20 protein-coding genes and 1 pseudogene are annotated in these 19,589 nt (G+C 71.9%); 11 read left to right on the top strand and 10 right to left on the bottom strand.

What is annotated here, in order from left to right:
- The first annotated feature begins 4 nt into the window (after nucleotides 1–4).
- Nucleotides 5–1,144 carry an iron uptake system protein EfeO gene (gene efeO / locus AB0C33_RS03565; protein WP_358283234.1) on the top strand — a complete coding sequence of 380 codons (1,140 nt, stop codon included), beginning with the start codon at nucleotides 5–7 and terminating at the stop codon, nucleotides 1,142–1,144.
- Between the two features lie 15 nt (nucleotides 1,145–1,159).
- Nucleotides 1,160–2,422, top strand: a complete 1,263-nt coding sequence (efeB, locus tag AB0C33_RS03560; RefSeq protein ID WP_358283232.1) for an iron uptake transporter deferrochelatase/peroxidase subunit — start codon at nucleotides 1,160–1,162, stop codon at nucleotides 2,420–2,422.
- A 19-nt stretch (nucleotides 2,423–2,441) separates the two neighbouring features.
- Here the strand turns inward: efeB and AB0C33_RS03555 are convergent, their stop codons facing one another.
- Nucleotides 2,442–2,981 (bottom strand): CGNR zinc finger domain-containing protein, encoded by a 540-nt coding sequence (locus AB0C33_RS03555; RefSeq protein WP_358283230.1) that lies wholly within the window; start codon nucleotides 2,979–2,981, stop codon nucleotides 2,442–2,444.
- 28 nt (nucleotides 2,982–3,009) lie between these two features.
- Between AB0C33_RS03555 and AB0C33_RS03550 the strand changes: the two genes are divergently transcribed.
- Entirely contained in the window at nucleotides 3,010–3,891 is an 882-nt protein-coding gene (locus AB0C33_RS03550; protein ID WP_358283228.1) for an arginase family protein, read from the top strand.
- Between the two features lie 116 nt (nucleotides 3,892–4,007).
- Here AB0C33_RS03550 and AB0C33_RS03545 read toward each other — a convergent pair.
- Nucleotides 4,008–4,145 (bottom strand): annotated as a pseudogene (locus AB0C33_RS03545) (nitroreductase family deazaflavin-dependent oxidoreductase); the annotation flags it as partial.
- Nucleotides 4,146–4,222: 77 nt separating this feature from the next.
- The gene (locus tag AB0C33_RS03540) at nucleotides 4,223–4,651 is read right to left on the bottom strand and encodes a hypothetical protein (protein WP_358283226.1); all 429 of its coding nucleotides are present in this window, start codon (nucleotides 4,649–4,651) and stop codon (nucleotides 4,223–4,225) included.
- 80 nt (nucleotides 4,652–4,731) lie between these two features.
- Between AB0C33_RS03540 and AB0C33_RS03535 the strand changes: the two genes are divergently transcribed.
- A complete protein-coding gene (locus tag AB0C33_RS03535) occupies nucleotides 4,732–5,409 on the top strand; it encodes a TetR/AcrR family transcriptional regulator C-terminal domain-containing protein (protein ID WP_358283224.1) in 678 nt (225 codons plus the stop codon).
- Nucleotides 5,410–5,461: 52 nt separating this feature from the next.
- Here the strand turns inward: AB0C33_RS03535 and AB0C33_RS03530 are convergent, their stop codons facing one another.
- Nucleotides 5,462–7,036: a hypothetical protein gene (locus AB0C33_RS03530; protein WP_358283222.1), complete on the bottom strand. Its 1,575-nt coding sequence runs from the start codon at nucleotides 7,034–7,036 to the stop codon at nucleotides 5,462–5,464.
- Nucleotides 7,037–7,142: 106 nt separating this feature from the next.
- Here AB0C33_RS03530 and AB0C33_RS03525 point away from each other — a divergent pair, with 106 nt between their 5' ends.
- Nucleotides 7,143–7,925 (top strand): SDR family oxidoreductase, encoded by a 783-nt coding sequence (locus AB0C33_RS03525; protein ID WP_358283913.1) that lies wholly within the window; start codon nucleotides 7,143–7,145, stop codon nucleotides 7,923–7,925.
- Between the two features lie 14 nt (nucleotides 7,926–7,939).
- Here AB0C33_RS03525 and AB0C33_RS03520 read toward each other — a convergent pair whose 3' ends face one another.
- Nucleotides 7,940–8,329: a VOC family protein gene (locus AB0C33_RS03520; protein WP_358283220.1), complete on the bottom strand. Its 390-nt coding sequence runs from the start codon at nucleotides 8,327–8,329 to the stop codon at nucleotides 7,940–7,942.
- Between the two features lie 64 nt (nucleotides 8,330–8,393).
- Here AB0C33_RS03520 and AB0C33_RS03515 point away from each other — a divergent pair, with 64 nt between their 5' ends.
- The 3 genes from AB0C33_RS03515 (at nucleotide 8,394) to AB0C33_RS03505 (ending at nucleotide 11,105) form a co-directional block, all read left to right on the top strand.
- Complete coding sequence (locus AB0C33_RS03515) at nucleotides 8,394–8,822, top strand: MarR family winged helix-turn-helix transcriptional regulator (RefSeq protein WP_358283218.1); 429 nt, start codon at nucleotides 8,394–8,396, stop codon at nucleotides 8,820–8,822.
- 116 nt (nucleotides 8,823–8,938) lie between these two features.
- Entirely contained in the window at nucleotides 8,939–10,030 is a 1,092-nt protein-coding gene (locus AB0C33_RS03510) for an ABC transporter ATP-binding protein (protein WP_358283217.1), read from the top strand.
- A complete protein-coding gene (locus AB0C33_RS03505) occupies nucleotides 10,023–11,105 on the top strand; it encodes an ABC transporter ATP-binding protein (RefSeq protein WP_358283215.1) in 1,083 nt (360 codons plus the stop codon). The genes AB0C33_RS03510 and AB0C33_RS03505 overlap by 8 nt, the downstream gene beginning before the upstream one ends.
- Here the strand turns inward: AB0C33_RS03505 and AB0C33_RS03500 are convergent.
- The 5 genes from AB0C33_RS03500 to AB0C33_RS03480 form a co-directional block, all read right to left on the bottom strand.
- Entirely contained in the window at nucleotides 11,000–12,280 is a 1,281-nt protein-coding gene (locus AB0C33_RS03500) for a Gfo/Idh/MocA family oxidoreductase (protein WP_358283213.1), read from the bottom strand. The genes AB0C33_RS03505 and AB0C33_RS03500 overlap by 106 nt on opposite strands.
- Before the next feature lie 10 nt (nucleotides 12,281–12,290).
- Complete coding sequence (locus tag AB0C33_RS03495; RefSeq protein WP_358283211.1) at nucleotides 12,291–13,565, bottom strand: extracellular solute-binding protein; 1,275 nt, start codon at nucleotides 13,563–13,565, stop codon at nucleotides 12,291–12,293.
- Nucleotides 13,566–13,610: 45 nt separating this feature from the next.
- The gene (locus AB0C33_RS03490) at nucleotides 13,611–14,477 is read right to left on the bottom strand and encodes a carbohydrate ABC transporter permease (RefSeq protein WP_358283209.1); all 867 of its coding nucleotides are present in this window, start codon (nucleotides 14,475–14,477) and stop codon (nucleotides 13,611–13,613) included.
- On the bottom strand, nucleotides 14,461–15,420 hold the full coding sequence (locus tag AB0C33_RS03485; RefSeq protein WP_358283207.1) for a sugar ABC transporter permease: 960 nt from the start codon (nucleotides 15,418–15,420) through the stop codon (nucleotides 14,461–14,463). Before AB0C33_RS03485 ends, AB0C33_RS03490 begins: the two co-directional genes overlap by 17 nt.
- 206 nt (nucleotides 15,421–15,626) lie before the next feature.
- A complete protein-coding gene (locus AB0C33_RS03480; protein ID WP_358283205.1) occupies nucleotides 15,627–16,580 on the bottom strand; it encodes a LacI family DNA-binding transcriptional regulator in 954 nt (317 codons plus the stop codon).
- 192 nt (nucleotides 16,581–16,772) lie between these two features.
- Between AB0C33_RS03480 and AB0C33_RS03475 the strand changes: the two genes are divergently transcribed.
- Genes AB0C33_RS03475 through AB0C33_RS03465 form a run of 3 tightly spaced genes read left to right on the top strand, consistent with a single transcriptional unit; the run spans nucleotide 16,773 to nucleotide 19,578 of the window.
- Nucleotides 16,773–17,663, top strand: a complete 891-nt coding sequence (locus AB0C33_RS03475) for an NAD(P)-dependent oxidoreductase (RefSeq protein WP_358283203.1) — start codon at nucleotides 16,773–16,775, stop codon at nucleotides 17,661–17,663.
- Nucleotides 17,660–18,532, top strand: a complete 873-nt coding sequence (locus AB0C33_RS03470; RefSeq protein WP_358283201.1) for a 5-dehydro-4-deoxyglucarate dehydratase — start codon at nucleotides 17,660–17,662, stop codon at nucleotides 18,530–18,532. The genes AB0C33_RS03475 and AB0C33_RS03470 overlap by 4 nt, the downstream gene beginning before the upstream one ends.
- Nucleotides 18,529–19,578, top strand: coding sequence for a mandelate racemase/muconate lactonizing enzyme family protein (locus tag AB0C33_RS03465; protein WP_358283199.1), 1,050 nt, complete (start codon nucleotides 18,529–18,531; stop codon nucleotides 19,576–19,578). Before AB0C33_RS03470 ends, AB0C33_RS03465 begins: the two co-directional genes overlap by 4 nt.
- Nucleotides 19,579–19,589 lie beyond the last annotated feature (11 nt).

Below are 19,589 nucleotides of genomic sequence, written 5' to 3'. Positions count from 1 at the left end.
CATCATGCGTACCGCCATCAGCCTGTCCTTCGGCGCGCTCGCCCTTGCGGGCCTGACCGCGTGCGGCTCGGGCACCACCGCCACGCAGGCCGCCAAGGGGCCGGCCGCCGCGCCCGGCAAGATCACCGTGGCCGCGTCGGACACCGAGTGCAAGGTCGCGGCCGCCGAGATCGCGGCGGGCACGAGCACGTTCACGATCACCAACGGCGGCTCCAAGGTGACCGAGTTCTACGTGTACGCCCCCGGCGACCGGGTGATGGCCGAGGTCGAGAACATCGTGCCCGGCCTGACCAGGGAGCTGGTCGCCGAGCTGCCGGCCGGCGCGTACGAGACCGTCTGCAAGCCCGGCATGGTGGGCAAGGGCATCCGCAACGCGCTGAAGGTGACCGGCGAGCACAAGGCGCTCACCTCCGACGCCCAGCTCGCCGACGCCGTCGCCAGCTACAAGCGCTACATCAAGTCGCAGAGCGACACGCTGCTGGTCAAGACGCAGGAGTTCGTGGACGCCGTCAAGGCCGGCGAGATCGACAAGGCCAAGGAGCTGTACCCGGTCTCGCGGACGTACTGGGAGCGCATCGAGCCGGTCGCGGAGATCTTCGGCGACCTCGACCCGGCCATCGACGCCCGCGAGGCCGACCTGGCCGACGGCGAGGAGTGGACCGGATTCCACCGGATCGAGAAGGATCTGTGGATCAAGAAGGACATCAGCAAGGACGGCCCGGTCGCCGACAAGCTGATCGCCGACGTCAAGACCATCGTCCAGAAGTCCAACGCCGCCGAGCTGACCCCGCTCAACCTGGCCAACGGCGCCAAGGAGCTGCTCGACGAGGTGGCCTCCGGGAAGATCACCGGCGAGGAGGACATCTGGTCGCACACCGACCTGTGGGACTTCGACGCCAACCTCCAGGGCTCCAAGGCCGCCGTGCAGTCGCTGCGCCCGGTGCTGGAGCAGCGCTCCCCCGACCTGGTCAAGACGCTGGACGAGAAGTTCGCCGCCGCGGAGGCCGCGCTGGGCGCGCACCAGAAGGGCGACGGCTGGAAGCTGCACGACGAGCTGTCCAAGGCCGAGCTGAAGGCGCTGTCCGACGCGATCAACGCGCTGGCCGAGCCGATCAGTAAGATCGCACCGGTCATCGCCAAGTAACGGGAGGTGGGGGCGTTGTCGCAGGCCGGCGGGCGGATGAGCCGCCGCAAGCTGTTCGGACTGGGCGCCGCGGGCGCGGCCGTGCTCGGGGCGGGGGCGGTGACGACCAGGTCGCTGCTGGAGGAGCCGCCGGTCGCGCACGCCGCATCGACGTCCGATCCGTTCCCGTTCTACGGGCAGCACCAGGCGGGCGTCGTCACGCCCGCCCAGGACCGGCTGCACTTCGTCGCCTTCGACGTCATCACCGACAAGAAGGCCGAGCTGGTCGACCTGCTCCAGGAGTGGACGGCCGCGGCGGCCCGGCTGACGCAGGGCAAGGAGGCCGGGGCGTTCGGCGCGGTGGGCGGGGCGGCCGAGGCGGCGCCCGACGACACCGGCGAGGCGCTGGGGCTGCCCGCCTCGGGGCTGACGCTGACGATCGGGTTCGGCCCGTCGCTGTTCGACGACCGGTTCGGGCTGGCGGCCAAACGACCGGCCGCGCTGGCCGACCTGCCGAAGTTCCCCGGCGAACAGCTCATCCCGGAGATCTCGGGCGGGGACATCTGCGTCCAGGCGTGCGCGCACGACCCCCAGGTGGCCGTGCACGCCATCCGCAACCTGGCCAGGATCGGCTTCGGCAAGGTCTCGGTGCGCTGGTCGCAGCTCGGTTTCGGCCGTACGTCGTCCACGTCGCGGGCCCAGGCCACGCCGCGCAACCTCCTGGGCTTCAAGGACGGCACCAACAACATGAAGCTGGAGGACGCCGACCTGCTGCGCGACCACCTGTGGGCGAGCGGCTCGGACGGCCCCGCCTGGATGGCGGGCGGCACGTACATGGTCACCAGGAAGATCCGCATGACGATCGAGACCTGGGACCGCGCCTCGCTCGCCGAGCAGGAGCAGATCTTCGGCCGGGACAAGGGCGAGGGCGCGCCGCTGGGCAGGAAGGCCGAGTTCGACCCCGTGGACTTCGCCGCCAAGGGCCCCGACGGGCAGCCGCTGATCAAGGACGACTCGCACGTCAAGCTGGCGCACCCGAGCAACAACGGCAACGCCCACCTGCTGCGCCGCGGCTACAACTTCGTCGACGGCTCCGACGGCCTCGGCCGCCTGGACGCCGGGCTGTTCTTCATCGCCTACCAGCGGGACCCGCGCAAGCAGTTCGTGCCCGTGCAGATGAACCTGGCCCGGCACGACGCGCTCAACGAGTACATCAAGCACGTCTCCAGCGGCCTGTTCGCCTGCCCGCCCGGCGTCCAGGACGCGGGCGACTACTGGGGCCGCACCCTGTTCGCCTGACCCTGCTCAGCGCCCGCCGTCAGCGGTGGCGGGCGCGCGAGGCCTGGGCGTGGGCGCGGTTGGCGCAGCGGGTCGAGCAGAACTGCCGCTTGCCCGGCCGGCTGCGGTCGACGAAGGCGTCGGTGCACGGCGTGGCCGCGCACTGGCGCAGCCGTTCCCAGTCGCCGGCCGCGGCCAGCTCCAGCAACTCGGTGACGGCCCGCACGGCGAGCCGGCCCGCCACCGTCGCCCCGTCCGGCGCGACCAGCCGCAGCCGGGGCACGCCGCCCGCGGGCTCCACCGCCGCCCGCGCCGGCAGCCGGGCCACCCACTCCGCCAGCGCCCCCGCCCGGCCGTCGAGCTCGGCGGCCAGCACCGCCCGCAGCCGCTCGCGGACCTCCCTGACCTCCCGCAGGTCCTCCTCGCCGAGCCCATGGTCGTTCTCAAGCGGTTCGCCCAGTTCGCGGCAGAAGCGGCGCAGCTCCGCCACGTCGGGCAGCCGCTCGGGATCGTCCAGGTACTCGTCCCACGTGTTGGCCAGATCGACGGCCACGAGACCCGTCTCGATGAACTGGCGCATCCCTCACCCTCCTGCTACCGTCACGACTATGAGCACTATAACTCCTGACAGAAAACTGACCGTCCTCGACGCGCCGTCCAACCTCGGCCTGCGTCCACTCGCCGAGGATGTCATCCCCGGCTGCTACAAGGCCCCCTGGGCGTTGCGGGACAACGGGCTGGTCGCCCGGATCGGCGCGGCCGACGCGGGCGCGCTGGTCCCGCCCCGCTACGTGGCCACCTGGAAGCCCGGCGACGGCGTGCGCAACGGCGCGGCCATCGCCGCCTACACCCGGCGGCTGGCCGACCGCGTGGCCGGGATCAGGGCGGGCGGCGGCTTCCCCGTCCTGCTCGGCGGCGACTGCTCGATCCTGCTCGGCCCCGCGCTCGCCCTGCGCAGGACGGGCCGCTACGGGGTGGCCTACCTCGACGCCCACACCGACTTCCGCCACCTCGGCAACTCGCCCCACGTCGGCGCGGCGGCCGGCGAGGACCTGGCCCTGGTGACCGGCCGCGGCGACGACTACCTGACCGACATCGACGGCCTGCGCCCGTACGTCCGGGACGAGGACGTCATCGTGCTCGGCGTCCGGGACGACGACGACGTCCAGGAGCTCGCCGCCGAGGGCATCGCCTTCGTCGCCGGGGACGACATCCCCTTGGAGGCCGCCGAGCGCGTGCTCGTGCGCGACGACCTGGACGGCTTCTGGATCCACGTGGATGCCGACGTGCTCGACCCGTCCGTGCTGTCGGCCGTCGACTCGCCCACCCCCGGCGGCCTGACCGGCGACCAGCTCGCCGGCCTGCTCCGCGGGCTGCTCGCGCTGCCCGGGGCGGCCGGGATCCAGTTCGCCATCTTCGACCCCGACCTCGACGAGGACGGCAGCCAGGCGGCCACCCTGACCGACATCCTCGTCTCAGCCCTGACCTGACCCGTGGCCGTCCGGGGCGGAGCCGTCCGCCCGCGACGCCGCAGCACGGCCCGGCCGCCGGCGGCCCGGACGTTGCGCACCCAGTTCGCCTGCGGCCCGAGCATGGAGACCAGGTACTCACCGCCGTCGTGCCTGGCGACCGCGACGGGCACCGACGTGAGCGCGCCGCTGCGGCGTCCCACCACCTGGAGCACCGCCCCCTGAGGCAGCGGCAGCCACCGGGAGGCGTAGGTCAGCGCGTCGAGCCGGTTCATCGCCCGCATGAGCGCGTTGGGCCGCCCGCCCCGGTACATCAGGCGCTTGAGCGCCCCCGGCCACCGGGCGACGTGGATCATCGCGCCCTCCTCCACAGCAGCACGACCGCCACCAGCCCCGGGACCAGCGGAAGGACCTGCAGCCAGCCGAGCAGCGGCGCCAGGCCGACCTCGCCGTTGGTGTCCCGGACGGTCAGGCCCGCGAGCGCGAAGCACGACGCCACCACGAACAGCCCGGCCCCCAGCCACCGGGCCCACCCCCTGCCCGCCCCGGCCGCCCGGACGGTGACGAGCCAGCCGGCCAGCCCGAGCGCCCCCACGACCGAGAGGATCACCGTGTACGTGGTGACCCCCTCGTCGATCTTCCCCGGCCCCAGCTCCGGATAGCCCGCCCTGAGGTACTCGGCCAGCCCGGACCGGTAGGCGAAGGCGAAGAGGGTGACGAGCACCGTGAGCGCGGCGCCGCCGTACAGCAGGGCGGAGGCTCCGCGCGGCTTCCCTGTCATGACATCAGTCCCTTCTGGACGACATTCTTACAAAGTATGTTTTGACTATACTTACCACGTAAGAATCGAGAAAGGGCACCATGTCCCCGAAACGCACCCGCGGCCAGAACGCCGGCCTGACCAGGCAGGCCATCCTGCGGGCGGCTCTGGCGCTGGCCGACCGCGAAGGGCTGAAGGCGCTGTCCATGCGCCGCATCGGCCAGGAGCTCGGGGTCGAGGCCATGTCCCTCTACCAGCACGTCGACAGCAAGGACGCGCTGCTGGACGGCCTGGTCGAGCAGGTCGTCACGCAGGCCGCGCCGCTGCTGACCGAGGCCGCCTCATGGCAGGAGGCCCTGCGCGAGTACGCCCACGCGCTGCTGCGGGCGCTGCTCGCGCATCCGAACGTCGTCCCCCTGGTGGTCAGCCGTCCCGCGATCACGCCCGGGAACCTGCGCCTGATGGAGGAGGGGCTGCGCGTGCTGCGCGCGGCGGGGCTGCCGCCGGACCGCGCGCTGGACATGCTCTACGCCGTGACCGGTTTCGTCGTCGGCCACGTCGCCGTCCTGGCCGCCGGTGAGGTCGGTGGTGGGGCCGAACGGGCCGCGCCCGCGATGCGCGACATCCCCGAGCCGGATCTGGTGGAGACCCCGCTGCTGGCCGAGGCCACCCGGGCGCGGCGCGCCCAGCCGTCCTCGGGAGCCGACCGCCGTTTCGTCTTCGCGCTCGAAGCCATGCTGCGCGGCTTCGGCGAACCCTGCGAAAACGGCGAACCCTGACGGACACGGCGAACCATGCGAAGGCGGCGACCCCTGACGGAAGCGGTGAGCGCTAGCGGAAGACGTACCCGCTCGTGCTGGTGCGGCCGGCGGCGTTCGTGGCGGTGACCGAGGTCCACGGGCCGGGCGGGACGTAGGGGGCCCACGCCGACTCGGGGCGGCCCGGCCCGTGCCACCGCTGGGCCACGCCGACCTCACGGCCGCCGGGCGAGGTGAAGCGCAGGGTGCCGCCGCGCAGGTTGTAGCCCTCGACGGTGATCCCGGGCCGGCCGTCCCGTTCCTCGCGGTAGGCGTTCACGATGATCGGCTCCCGGCCGCCGTTCGCGATGTCGTCGGCCAGCGAGGGGGTGGCCGGGCTCGCCTGGCAGGTGAAGAAGGGCTCCCAGCCATAGGAGATGATCTTCGCGGCGCGCCCGCCCGTCGCCATGATCTGCTGGTCGAGCCGGGCCTTGCTGGTACGTCCCCGCAACGGCAGCGGCTCGACCCGCCCGCACTCGCCGTCCGCGGGCGCGGGCTCGAAGCCCTCGACGTTCACCCACAGCTCGACCCCGGCGGGCACGCTGCCGGCCGCCGCCTCGATGTAGTCCCTGGTGGGCCCGTAGTAGCCGTCGGCGTTGCGCACCCGGCCGACCACCGGGACGAGCCGGGGGGCGACCATGGACCCGCCCTCCTCGATCCCGTGCACGGGGACCTTGCCCGTGCCCCGCCCGTCCTGCACGGCGACGGCCATGGGCGCGCCGGCGCGGGTGGCGGCGATGTCGGCCAGCCCGCCGGGCACCTGGCCGGGTGGGAAACCGCGGCCCCTGCGGGCGTCGATGTAGGGGCTGACCAGGATCTTCCGGCCGGGCAGCGCGGCTGCGACCGCCGCGTGCTGGGCCGCGTACAGGGCGAGGACGGGGTCGCGCGGCCCCCGTTCGCGCATGGCCAGCTCGAACGACTGGTAGACCCCGCCGAAGGCGGCCGACCCGCCGAACCGCTCGCGGTAGCCGGCCAGCACCCGCGCGGTGAAGGCGTTCAGCGCGGCGAGGTGCGCGAGGTCGGGCTCCCACGGCTTGCCCCGCCGTTGCGGCGCGGCGGGCAGCCCGGGGAACACCCGCATCCCGTACGCCGCCGCCTCCTCGACCAGGTTGCCCAGCCCGTCGCCGTCGGTGGAGACCAGCACCAGGTCCTGGACGCGCGCGGCGCACGACGCGGCCAGCGACACGCGGTAGAAGACCCGCCCGCCGCTGTCGATCCGCCGGTCGAGCCCCGGGCAGCGCAGCGCGGAACGCCCGAACTCCTCGCTGGTCACGTACGTGTAGACGTGCCGGATCCGTTTGCCGGGCACCCGTGCGCAGGGCCGTCCGTCCACCCGGCAGGCGGCGAACTCCGGCTCCATCGGCCCGGCGTCGAACCGCGGCCCGAACGTGACGAGCGTGTCGCCGCCGAGCGAGTGGATCGCCTCCACCGTCCGCCGCGTGACGCACACGTCGGCCCGCGGCATGACCCAGTAGCCGGTGATCGCGTACGGCGAGGTCACCCGCGTGTCCCTGGGCGGGCACCCGTCGTCGCCGGCGCCGGGCCCGGCCGGGACCACGACGAGGACGGCGAGGACCACCATCACGACCAGCCACCGTAACCGCCGCACCCATGCTCCCCTCGACGTACCGACCAGAGTAGGCATCTACCCGATCCGCGGCCGGTAGTGCCCCGGTGCCGGCCGGCCGCGGGGCGGCACGGACAATGGAGTCATGGTGAGCATCGACCTCAGCGGCAGGACCGCGCTGGTCACGGGCTCGACCCAGGGCATCGGGGCGGCCATCGCGACCGGTCTGGCACGGGCGGGCGCGCGCGTCGGCGTCAACGGCCGCAGCGAACGCTCGGTGGCCGCGGCCATCGAGCGCATGGACCACCGCGGCCTGGTCGCCGCGCCCGGCGACGTCGCCACCGACGAAGGGCTCCAGCGGGTGCTCGGCTCGCTGCCGCAGGCAGACATCCTCGTCAACAACCTGGGCATCTTCGAGGCCAGGCCGGCGCTGGAGATCGACGACGCGGAGTGGCGGCGCTTCTTCGAGGTCAACGTCCTGTCGGCGGTGCGCCTCACGCGCGCCTACCTGCCCGGCATGATCGAGCGCGGCTGGGGCCGGATCCAGTACATCGCCAGCGACTCGGCCATCGTCACGCCCACCGAGATGATCCACTACGGCATGAGCAAGACGGCGCTGCTGGCCGTCTCGCGCGGGTTCGCCAAGGAGGCCGCCGGCAGCGGGGTGACGGTCAACTCGGTGATCGCCGGGCCCACGCACACCGGCGGCGTGGAGGAGTTCGTCTACCAGCTCGTGGACCGGGAGCTGCCGTGGGAGGAGGCGCAGCGGGCGTTCATGCGCGAGCACCGTCCGCAGTCGCTGCTCCAGCGGCTGATCGAGCCCGAGGAGATCGCCAACATGGTCGTCTACCTCAGCTCGCCGCTCGCCTCGGCGACCACCGGCGGCGCCCTGCGCGTGGACGGCGGCTACGTGGACGCCATCCTGCCCTGACCGCCCGCCCGTACTCAGTACGACTGGAGCTCGATCAGGTTGCCCTCCGGGTCGCGCAGGTGGGCGGTACGCAGGCCGGGCCCCCAGGCGGGCCGGTCCTGCGGCGGCGCGGCGACGGTGGCGCCCAGCCCGACGAGCCGGTCGGCCTCGCCGTCGACGTCGTCGACCCGCATCACCAGCATCACCGTGTCCTGGGCGCCCGCCGCCGGCAGCCCGGACGTGCCGACGACCTCGGCGACGCGGTCGCGGCCGAAGAGCACGAGACCGGCCTGGCCGTCGATGTCCCAGTTGGCGTACGTAGCCTCCGTCAGCACCTTCACCGGCTCCAGCCCGAGGGCGGCCCGGTAGAAGGCGACGCTCGCCGGGAAGTCGCGCACCAGCAGCCGAGGGTAGAGAGCGTCCATCCTGATCCTCCGAAATTAGTGGGTAGTCACCAACTATTGGGAACAACCTACACTTCTCGACGAGATGGAACTGCCACCCACCCTGCTCGGGACGACCACCTTCGTGCTGCACAAGGTCGGCGTCGCCAACCGGCGCGCCCTGGCCGCGCGGCTCACCGCCGACACGGGGCTGAGCCTGTGGGAGTTCGCGGCGCTGGCCACGCTCGACGACTTCGGCCCGGCCGCCCAGCGGGAGGTCGGCGACCGGCTGGGCCTCGACCCTAGCGACATGGTCCGCCTGATGGACGGCCTCATGGCCGAAGGGCTGGCCGCCCGGGAGCGCGACCCCGCCGACCGCCGCCGCTACCGGATCTCGCCGACCGCCGCCGGCCGGAACGTCCTGGAACGGGCCCGCACGGTGGTCGCGGACGTCGAACGCGAGACGCTCGCCCCGCTGACCGACGCCGAGCGCCGCGACCTCCACAGCCTGGTGATGAAACTCTTCTCACCCTGACAAATGCCATAACTCACGTCAACTGACGAACAACTGTCACAACAACTGCCCTCTTTGCACAAAGAATCAGATCATGTTAGATGGAGGGCAAGCTCCGGGAGAGAGGACCGGGCATTGTGACGCTGATCCTCGATGGCGTCCGCGTACGGCAGCGCGGGGAGACCTGGCTCGACGACATCCACCTGGAACTACCTCACGGACTGACCACCCTCGTCGGCCCGATGAACTCGGGAAAGACCACGCTCATGCGGGTCGCCGCCGGGTTGCAGCCGCCCGATTCGGGGCGGGTGCTGGTCAACGGAAATGACGTCACCTCGATTTCCGTGCGAAAGCGCTCGATCGCCTTCGTCTATCAGCAATTCATCAATTACCCGTCCCTCACCGTTTACGAGAACATCGCCTCGCCGTTGCGGCTGGACCGGTCGTACCGGAAGGACGGCATCGACCGGCGGGTGCGGGAGGTGGCCGCGGTCATGGGCCTCGGCGACCTGCTGGGCCGCAGGCCCGCGGAGCTGTCGGGCGGCCAGCAGCAGCGCACGGCGATCGCCCGCGCGCTGGCCCGGCCCGTGGACGTGCTGCTGCTCGACGAGCCGCTGGCCAACCTCGACTTCAAGCTCCGCGAGCAGTTGCGCGAGGACCTCAGGCGCATGTTCACCGGCTCGCCGGGCGTCGTCCTCTACTCCACCGCCGACCCGAACGAGGCCCTGACCTTCGCCGCGCCCGCCGTGGTGCTCGGCGAGGGCCGGGTGCGGCACGTCGGCGACCCGGCCACCATGTACGCCGAGCCGCCCACGCTCGCCGTCGCGGCCACGCTCAGCGATCCGCCGCTGAACCTGCTGCCCGGCACGGTCAGGGACGGCCGGATCGAGGTCATGGGCACCTCCTTCCCCGCGCCGGGCGCCGCCGCCTCCGGTCAGGGGGTCGTGCTGGGCATCCGCCCCCACCAGGTGACGATCACCCGGACCGGCCCCGGCCTGCTGGAGCTGCCCGCCGAGATCAGGCTGGCCGAGGTGACCGGTGGCGCGACGTTCCTGCACCTGCTGCTGGCGGGACGCCGGCACCTGGTGGCCCACCTGCCGGGCACCCGCCCGTTCACGCCGGGCCAGGCGGCCACCGCGTACGTGGACCCGCGGCACGTCTTCGTGTTCGACGAGGCCGGCGGCCGATTACCGGTCGCCCCGGCGGCGGGGGCGGGGCGGCATGGCTGACATCCGCCTGGAGGGCGTGGGCCACAGCTACGACGGCGGCCGCACGTGGGCGCTCAGGCCGACGACCTGGACCTGGCGCGGCGGCCGGGCCTACGCCCTGCTCGGCCCGAGCGGCTGCGGCAAGACGACGCTGCTGAACATCGTCTCGGGGCTGCTCACGCCCACGGCAGGCCGGATCTGGTTCGACGACCGCGAGGTCACCGGGGTCCCCACGGCCGGCCGCGACATCGCGCAGGTCTTCCAGTTCCCCGTCCTGTACGAGGAGATGTCCGTCTACGACAACCTGGCCTTCCCGCTGCGCAACAGGAAGGTCCCGGCCGAGGAGGTCCGCCGGCGCGTGCTGCGCGTCTCGGCCATGCTGGGCCTGGACGACGTGCTGCGCCGCCGGGCGCGCCGGCTCGACCCGGGCCGCAAGCAGATCGTCAGCCTGGGCCGCGGCCTGGTGCGCGAGCAGGTGGCGGCCGTGCTGCTCGACGAGCCGCTGACCGTGGTGGACCCGGCGCTGAAGTGGACGTTGCGCAGCAAGCTCAAGGAGATCCACCGCGACACCGGCCACACCCTGGTCTACGTCACCCACGACCAGACCGAGGCGCTGACCTTCGCCGACGAGGTGGTCGTGCTCAACGACGGCGAGATCGTGCAGGCCGGGGAGCCGGCCGAGCTGTTCCTGTCGCCCGCGCACGAGTTCGTCGGGCACTTCATCGGCTCCCCCGGCATGAACGTGCTGCCCGCCGAGATCGACGGCGACGTGGTCAGGATCGGGGACTCGAAGGTCGGCGCGGTGGTAGGCGCGGTGGCCGGCGCGCTGCCGCCGGGGCCGGTGCGGATCGGCGTGCGGCGGTCAGGGCGGGCACCCCGATCGCCTGCCGGGCCGCCGCCCGCAACTGCGGCCCCGGCAGGGACGGGAACAGCTCCCACTGCCCGCCGACGACCTCGGCCAGCTCCCCGAACACCGCCGGGGCGGACCCGTCAGGCAAGGCGGGTGCCGGTGTCCGCCAGCTGCACGGGGGCGCCCGAGGCGGCCGACAGGTTGGCCGCGACGCCGGTCAGGACGCTGCGGATGCCGTCCAGGTAGCCCGCCTGCCGGGCCAGCGGGTCGCCGGTCGGGCCGCGGAACACGTCGTCCAGCAGCAGCCGGTCGCCGCCGCCGTGGCCGCCCGCGCCCGCCTCGATCGGCACCTCGCGCGGCTCGGCCCAGTGGGGGCGCAGGGTGAGCCGCTCCCATGCCCCGGCGGCGTGCTCCTTGGACGCGGCGCTCGGATCGATCGCCGCGTGCGGCGGCGTCCAGGCCCGCTCGACCACCTCCAGCTCCAGCCGTCCGGCCGTGCCGTTGAAGGCCACCCGGTAGCCCTCGAAGGGCGCGTGGGCGTTCAGCGAGTACGTCAGCAGCGCCCCGCTGTCGTACCGGACCAGCACCGCCATGTTGTCGTCGATGGTCACGCCGTCGCCGAAGACGTCCTGGTCCCGGACGTAGCCGTCCTCGTGCTCGGCGTCCAGGTAGAGGCGCTTGAGCCGGGGATCGGCGGCGATGTCCAGGATGAACGGGTCGCTGCCGAGGCCGGGCGCGCCCCGGCCGCGTTCGGGACGGTCGGCCAGCCCCCGCGACCGCGCGTTGGCCGAGCCGTAGAACCGCAGCGAGGTCTGCGCGAAGACGGTCTCCGGCGCCGCCCCGAGCCACCAGTTGACCAGATCGAAGTGGTGGGTGGACTTGTGCACGAGCAGGCCGCCGGAGCTGGCCCGGTCGCGGTGCCAGCGGCGGAAGTAGTCCGCGCCGTGGATGGTGTCGAGCGTCCACTCGAAGTGCGCGGACGTCACCTCGCCGATCGCGCCGTCCATGAGCAGGCGGCGCACGGCCGAGTTGCGCGGCGAGTACCGGTAGTTGAAGGTGACGATCAGCCTGCCGGTGCTGCGCCGGGCCGACTCCGCGATGGCCGCGCAGCTCCCGGCGTCCACGGTGAGCGGTTTCTCCACGATGACGTCGCGGCCCGCGTCCAGGGCCGCGCACACGTAGCGGGCGTGCGCGGCGTCCACGGTCGCGACCACGACCGCGTCGGCGAGTTCGAGCACCTCGCCGAACTCGGCGGGGGCGAAGCACGGCACCTCGTGGCCGATCCGCTCGGCGTAGTAGTCCATGCGGGTCCGGTTGGTGTCGCACAGGGCGACGACGGTGCCGGTGTCGCGCCACTCGCCGAGCAGCGCGTCGACGTACAGCTGCGCGCGGTGCCCGAGCCCGACGAACGCGTACCTCATGGTCGTCCTCTCAGCCGCCGAGGGCGGCGTTGGCCTCGGTCAGGAACTTCTGGGCGGCGGCGTCGGGGGCCATCCGGCCGAAGATGACCTCCTCGGTGTACCGCTTGAGCATGTCCTCCAGGGCGCTGGCGCCCTTCGGCGGCGCGGCGGGCGGGTCGGCCAGCTCGCCCTTGATGGAGTCGACGAACTGCAGCGTCTTCTGGTCCGCGGGCGGCAGCTTGTCCTTGACCGCGGCCAGGACCTTCGAGCTGGCGGGCAGGCCGCGGTCGCTGAGGATGATCCCGCCGACCTCGGCGTCGTTGATCATGAAGTCGATGAACTTGGCGGCCTCGGCGGCGTGCTCGCTCTTGGCGGAGGCGGTGTAGAACATCGCCGGCTGGAGGAACATGCCGCCGGTGGTGGCGCCCTCCGCCTTGGGCAGGCGCAGCAGGCTCATCTCCTTGCCCGACGCCTTGGCGACCGCGCCGAGCTGGTTGCTCCACCACATGCCGGACGCGCCGGTGTTGGTGGCCAGCAGCGACTGGTCCACGCTGGTCGCGCCGACCTCGGCGGTCTTGGCGGCGTCGGGGCTGCCCTTGGCCTTGATCGTGTCCAGCATGACCTGCCACCAGGCCACGATCGTCTCCGGCGTGACGGCGATCTTGTTGCCCTGGTAGAAGGGCTCGCCGCGCTGTGCGGCGAAGATCTGCAGGAAGGCGGGGTTCCAGTTGAGCTGGGTGCCGTAGACCGTGCCGCCGCCCTTGGCGGTGATCTTCGAGCTGAGGTCGACGTAGTCCTTCCACGTCCACTTCGTGTCGTCGGGCACCTTCTGCCCGGCCGACTCCACCAGGGCCCGGTTGAGCACCACCGAGAAGACGTTCGCGCCGGTGGGGACGGCGAACTGCTTGCCGTCGATGCCGCCGGTGCCGAGCAGCTTGGGGTCGATGTCGGCGGTCTGGACCTTGCCGGTCAGGTCGGCCAGCGTGCCGCGGTCGGCGTACTCGCGAAGGCCGCGGATCTCCAGGGTGATGACGTCCGGGGCGTCGCTCGCGGCGACCTTCGTGGACAGCGTCTCGTAGTAGTTGGCGAAGTCGGAGAACTCGCCCTCGACGTCGATGCCCGGGTTCTTGGCCTCGAACTTCTTGATGGCCTCCTCGGTCATCTTCTGCCGCGCGTCGCTGCCCCAGTAGGAGAAGCGCAGCTTGACCTTCCCGCCGTCGTCGCCGCCGCTGCCGCAGGCCGCGGTGACCGCCAGCACGGCGGTGGCGAGCAGGGCCGCCGACCACGTCTTCTTGCCAGAGCTCACGGCTCTACCTCCTGTGGGATTCGTCTGTGTCGGGGGGTGGGGGAACTACTTCAGTCCCGTGGTGGCCACACCACGGATCAGGTACTTCTGGCCGGCCAGGAAGAAGCCGAAGATGGGCCCGAGCGCGACGATCGACATGGCGAACATCGGGCCCCACGACGAGTCGCTGCTGGCGTCGAGGAAGGTGCGCAGCGCCACCGGAGCGGTGAAGTTGTCCGGGTTGTTGAGGTAGAGGAGCTGGCTGAGGAAGTCGTTCCACGTCCAGATGAAGGTGAAGATCGCCGTCGTGGCCAGCGCCGGGGTGCAGAGCGGGATGATCACCCTGATGAACGTGCGCCAGTAGCCGGCGCCGTCGATCTCGGCGGCCTCGTCCAGCTCCCTGGGGAGCGAGCGGATGAACTGCACCATCAGGAACACGAAGAACGCGTCCGTGGCCAGCACCTTCGGCATGACCAGCGGCCAGATCGTGTTGATCAGCCCGAGCTTGGAGAACATGACGTACTGCGGCACGATCAGCACGTGGTGCGGCAGCATGATCGTGCCCAGCATGAGGGTGAACCACAGCTTCTTGAGCGGGAAGTTCAGCCGCGCGAAGGCGTAGGCGGCCAGCGAGCAGGCCACCAGGTTCGCCACCACCGACAGCACGGTGATCACCGCGGAGTTCCACAGGTAATAGCCGAAGGGGTGCTTCAGCGCGGTCCAGCCCTCGGTGTAGTTCTCCAGCGTGACCTCGCTCGGCCACAGGCCGGGCTGCCGGAAGATCAGCTCCTCGGGCTTGAGCGAGCTGGAGATCATCCACAGCAGTGGATAGAGCATGACCAGGCCGAACCCGATCAGCAGCACGTGCTTGACCACCCGGCCGCCCCTGAACGGGCGGAACAGGACGGGCAGCGGCCTACTTGGTGTCGCCATAGAAGACCCAATACTTGGACGCGAGGAAGTTCACCCCGGTGAGGCCGGCGATGATGAGCAGCAGGACCCACGCCATGGCGGCCGCGTAGCCCATGTCGAAGCTCTTGAAGCCCTTGAGGTAGAGGTAGAGCGTGTTGAACATCGTGGAGTCGGCCGGCCCGCCCGAGCCGCCGCTCACGATGAACGACTGCGTGAACGACTGGAACGACTTGATGATCTCCAGCACCAGGTTGAAGAAGATGATCGGCGTCAGCAGCGGCAGCGTGATCGACCGGAACTGGCGGAACACGCCGGCGCCGTCCACCGCGGCGGCCTCGTAGTAGCTGGCCGGGATCTGCCGCAGCCCGGCCAGGAAGATGATCATCGGGGCGCCGAACGTCCAGACGTGCAGGATGATCAGCGTGCCGAGGGCGGTGTCGGGGTCGCTGACCCAGCCGGGCCCCTGGATCCCGAAGACCGCCAGCACGGCGTTGACCAGGCCCTCGGCCCCGAAGACCTTGCGCCACAGGATCGCGATCGCCACGCTGCCGCCCAGCAGCGAGGGCAGGTAGAAGATCGACCGGTAGAGCGACAGGCCGCGCAGCCCGCGGTCGAGCACCAGGGCCAGGGCGAGCGCGAAGGCCAGTTGCAGCGGCACCGAGACCACCACGTAGATCGTCGTCACCTTCAGCGAGTTCAGGTAACGGGCATCCTCGGTGAACATCTTGACGTAGTTGTCGAACCCGACCCACTTGGCCTCCTCCAGGAGGTTGTAGTCGGTGAACGACAGGTAGAGCGAGGCGACGATGGGGCCGATCGTGATGACGAGCAGACCGGCGAACCAGGGCGCCAGGAACAGGTAGGCGGCCCGCGCCTCGCGGCGGGAACGTCTGGACGCGCGACGGTCTCCCCGCTCGGGCGGGGTCGCGGCGTCCGGGAGTCTCACCGCCACCGAGTCAGCCATGACGGAACTCATTCGTCATCACGGACCTTCCGGCGAGATGTGAATGGATAGCGCTTTCCTATAGCTGCCGGGAAAGTTCCGTCAACCCTTTGCAGGCGTTACATCGCCGTTATCGATATATCGACACCGCATTTTCCCTGGTGACAAGCGCTTACCACGGAGAGGTAGGACGAATATTGCTGCGATTTAGTACAACCGTTTGCAGGTCATCTGGGCGGCGCCGTCGACTCCCGCACCACCAGCCGGGTCTCCAGCGAGGTCGTGGCGCTCACCTCCTGGATCAGCAGGTCGACCGCCAGCCGCCCGGCCGCCGCGGTGGGCATGGCGACCGTGGTGAGCTTGGGACGGTTCAGCCGCCCCGGCACGATGTCGTCGATGCCCACCACGCTGACGTCCTCCGGCACGCTCAGCCCGAGCTCGCCCAGCCCCTCGACCAGGCCGATCGCCATGAGGTCGTTGTAGGCGAGCACCCCGGTCACCCCGGCCTCGCGCACCGCGGACGCGGCGGCCAGGCCGCCCTGCTCGGTGGGCGCGTTCGGCCCGAGGACGACCAGCTCGACGCCCGGCACCCGCTCGGCGGCCGTCCGGATCTCGCCGCTCGTCCAGGAGCCCGGCGGGCCGGACAGCAGCGCCACGCGGCGGTGCCCGAGCCCGGCCAGGTGCTCGACCGCCAGCCGCGCGCCGTGCCCGACGTCCATCAGCACCGTGGCCGCGCCGCGCAGCCGCCGGTTGACCACCACGAGCGGCACCCGCTCGGCCAGCCGCTCCAGCACCTTGTTCGACGAGCGCGGGCTGCACAGGACCACGCCGTCCACCTGCTTGGAGAACGCCTGGATCAGCTCCTCCTCGGCGGCCGGCTCCTCGTCGGTGTCGGCCACGAACAGGTGGTAGTCGCGCTGCCGGGCCGCGGCGTGCGCGGCCTTGATCAACGGCGGGAAGAACGGGTTGGCGATGTCGGCCACGATCAGGCCCAGGTTGTGGGTGCGCCCGGTCGTGAGCGCCCTGGCCGCCCTGTTGGGCCGGTACCCCAGCTCCTCGGCCACCGTCAGCACTCTGGTCCGGGTCGCGGCGTTCACCATGTGCGGCGCGGAGAACGTCCGCGACACGGTCGATACGTGCACACCGGAAGCGCGGGCCACATCACGAATCGTCACTGTCACAGCCACCCACCCTAACGCAACCGCTTGCAGGCACCATGGCCACGGTGAAAGCGCTTGCCGCCCGACCGGCCACTGACCGCTCACATATTTTCCCAGCTAGACGCCATGGTCGAAAATCAGCTCTTGACGCCTCGCCCTGCCTGGCCCATAGGTTTGGTGCAACTGTTTGCAGTCCTGAAGGAGTCCCCCACGGTGAGCAGAGTGCTCGTCACCGGCAGCGCCGGACGCCTCGGCCGCAGCGTCGTCACCACGCTCGCCGCCGCCGGGCACGAGGTGATCGGCGTGGACCAGGCCCCCGGCACGCCCGTCGAGGCCGCCGCGACGTCACCGGCCGACCTCACCGACACCGGCCAGGCGTACGAGGTCGTCGCCCGGTTCCGGCCGGAGTCGGTGATCCATCTGGCGGCCATCGCGACGCCGTTCAGCCGGCCGGAGTCAGTGATCTTCCAGGTGAACACCCGGCTCGCGTTCAACGTCTGCGCGGCCTCGGTGGAGCTGGGCGTGTCCGGCGTGGTGGTGGCCAGCAGCCCCACGGTGATCGGGTACGGCGCGCCCGGCGGCTGGCGGCCGTCGTACCTGCCGATCGACGAGGAGCACCCGGCGCTGCCCTGGAACGCCTACAACCTGTCCAAACTGGTGGCCGAGCAGACCATGCGGACGTTCGCGCGGGCGGGCCGGACGAGGATGGCGGCCGTCCGGCCGTGCTTCGTCATCCCGCCCGAGGAGTGGGCGGGCGCGCCCACGCAGTCGGGGCACACCGTCAGGGAGCGGCTCGACCAGCCGGAGATCGGCGGCGTCTCGCTGTTCAACTACCTCGACGCGCGCGACGCGGGCGAGCTGTTCGCCGTGCTGGTGGCGGCGCTGCCCGAGCTGCCGGGCGGCGAGGTCTTCTTCGCCGGCGCGGCCGACGCCCTGGCCAGGGAGCCGCTGGCCGACCTGCTCCCGCAGGCCGTGCCGGGCACCGAGGAGCTGGCGGCGGCCCTCACCGGCACCGCTCCCGCCTTCTCCACGGACAAGGCCCGCCGCCTGCTCGGCTGGGAGCCCAAGCGAAGCTGGCGAACCGAACTCAAGGAATCCGAATGAATCTCAGCGGTGTGCTGTTCTTCCCCGTCACCCCCTTCGACGCCGGCGGCGCGCTCGCCGAGCAGGTGCTGGCCGAGCACATCCGGCGCGGCATGGCGCACGGCCCCGGCGGCGTGTTCGTGGCCTGCGGCACCGGCGAGTTCTCCGCGCTGTCGGAGGCGGAGCACGCGCGGGCCGTCCAGGTGGCGGCCGAGGTGGTGGACGGGCGGGTGCCGGTGTTCGCCGGGGCGGGCGGCCCGATCGGCGCGGCGCTGAACCAGGCGCGGGCGGCCCGCGCGGCGGGCGCCGACGGCCTGCTGCTCATGCCTCCCTACCTGACGCAGGGGCCGGCGAGCGGTTTCACCGCGTACGTGGCCGCCGTCGCCGCCGAGCTGCCGGTGATCGTCTACCAGCGCGGCCCGGTCGTGCTCGACCCGGACGCCGTGGTCGAGCTGGCCGGCGTGCCCGGCGTGATCGGGCTCAAGGACGGGCTCGGCGACATCGACCGGATGCAGCGGACCGTCCTCGCGGTCCGCGAGAAGCACCCGGACTTCTTGTTCTTCAACGGCCTGCCGACCGCCGAACTGACCATGCCCGCCTACCGCGGCATCGGCGTCGACCTGTACTCCAGCGCGGTCTTCGCCTTCGCCCCCGAGATCGCCGTGGCGTACCTGAACGGCGACGAGCGGCTGCTGACCGAGTTCTACGCGCCGCTGGTCCGCCTGCGCGACAAGGCGCCCGGCTACCCGGTGGCCCTGGTCAAGGCCGGCGTACGGCTGCGCGGCCTCGACGTCGGCCCGGTGCGCCCGCCGCTGGTCGACGTGGCCGAGGACCACCTGGCCGAGCTCGACGCGCTGATCAGGTCCGGGCTCGCCCTGGCGGCCTCGTGATCACCGGCCTGCGCACAGAGCTGCGGACGGTCCCCCTGCCCCGCCCGTGGGGCCCGGACGTGCCCGCCAACCACGTGATCGTCTGCCACGTGACGCTGGCGGACGGCCGCACCGGCACCGGGTTCTCCTGGACGCCGCAGATCGGCGCGCACGCCGTGCACGCCCTGCTGGAGCACGACCTGCGCGAGGCGCTGATCGGCCTGCCCGCCCATCCCGAGCTGGTGTGGGACCGGTTGTGGCGGCACCTGCGCGAGGCCGGCCCCGGCGGGATCACCACGGTCGCGCTGGCCGGGATCGACCTGGCGCTGTGGGACCTGCGCTGCGGCGCGACCGGCCTGGCCGACGTGCTGGGCCGGCGCCGGGAGCAGGTCCCGGCCTACGGCAGCGGCGTCAACCTGCACTACTCCCTGGAGGAGCTGACCGATCAGGCGCGGCGCTGGGTGGCCGCCGGGTACCGCGGCGTCAAGATCAAGGTCGGCCGTCCCGACCTGGCCGACGACGTGGCCCGGGTGGCGGCCGTACGCGAGGTGATCGGGCCCGACCGGCTGCTGATGATCGACGCGAACCAGCGGTGGGACCTCCACCGGGCCCGGCGCGCCCTGTCCGCGCTGCGCGAGTTCGACCTCCACTGGATCGAGGAGCCGCTGCCCGCCGACGACGTGGCCGCGCACGTCGAGCTGCGCCGCTCGACCGACGTGCCGGTCGCGGTGGGCGAGAACGTCTACACCGTCTACGGCTTCCGCGACCTGCTCACCGCGGGGGCCTGCGACGTCGTCCAGCCGAACGTGGTGCGCGTCGGCGGCGTCACGCCGTTCCTGCGGATCGCCGAGCTGGCCAGGGCGTTCGACGTGCCGGTCCATCCGCACCTGCTGGGCGAGGTGTCCGGGCAGCTCGCCCTGGCGCTGCCGCTGCCGCCGCTGGCCGAGGACGTCGAGGACGCCTCGTTCGCCCGCCTGGGGCTGCTGGCCGAGCCGTACCCGGTGCGGATCGAGGACGGCGTGCTGCGCGTCGGCGGCCACGCGGGACTGGGGTTGCGATGGGCGTGAGGACGGACCCC

Source organism: Nonomuraea sp. NPDC048881, assembly GCF_040649795.1.
In the GTDB taxonomy this organism is placed as follows: Bacteria; Actinomycetota; Actinomycetes; order Streptosporangiales; family Streptosporangiaceae; genus Nonomuraea.
Note: the sequence above shows the minus strand (reverse complement) of the source record. Positions and strands in the feature narration are given on the sequence as shown.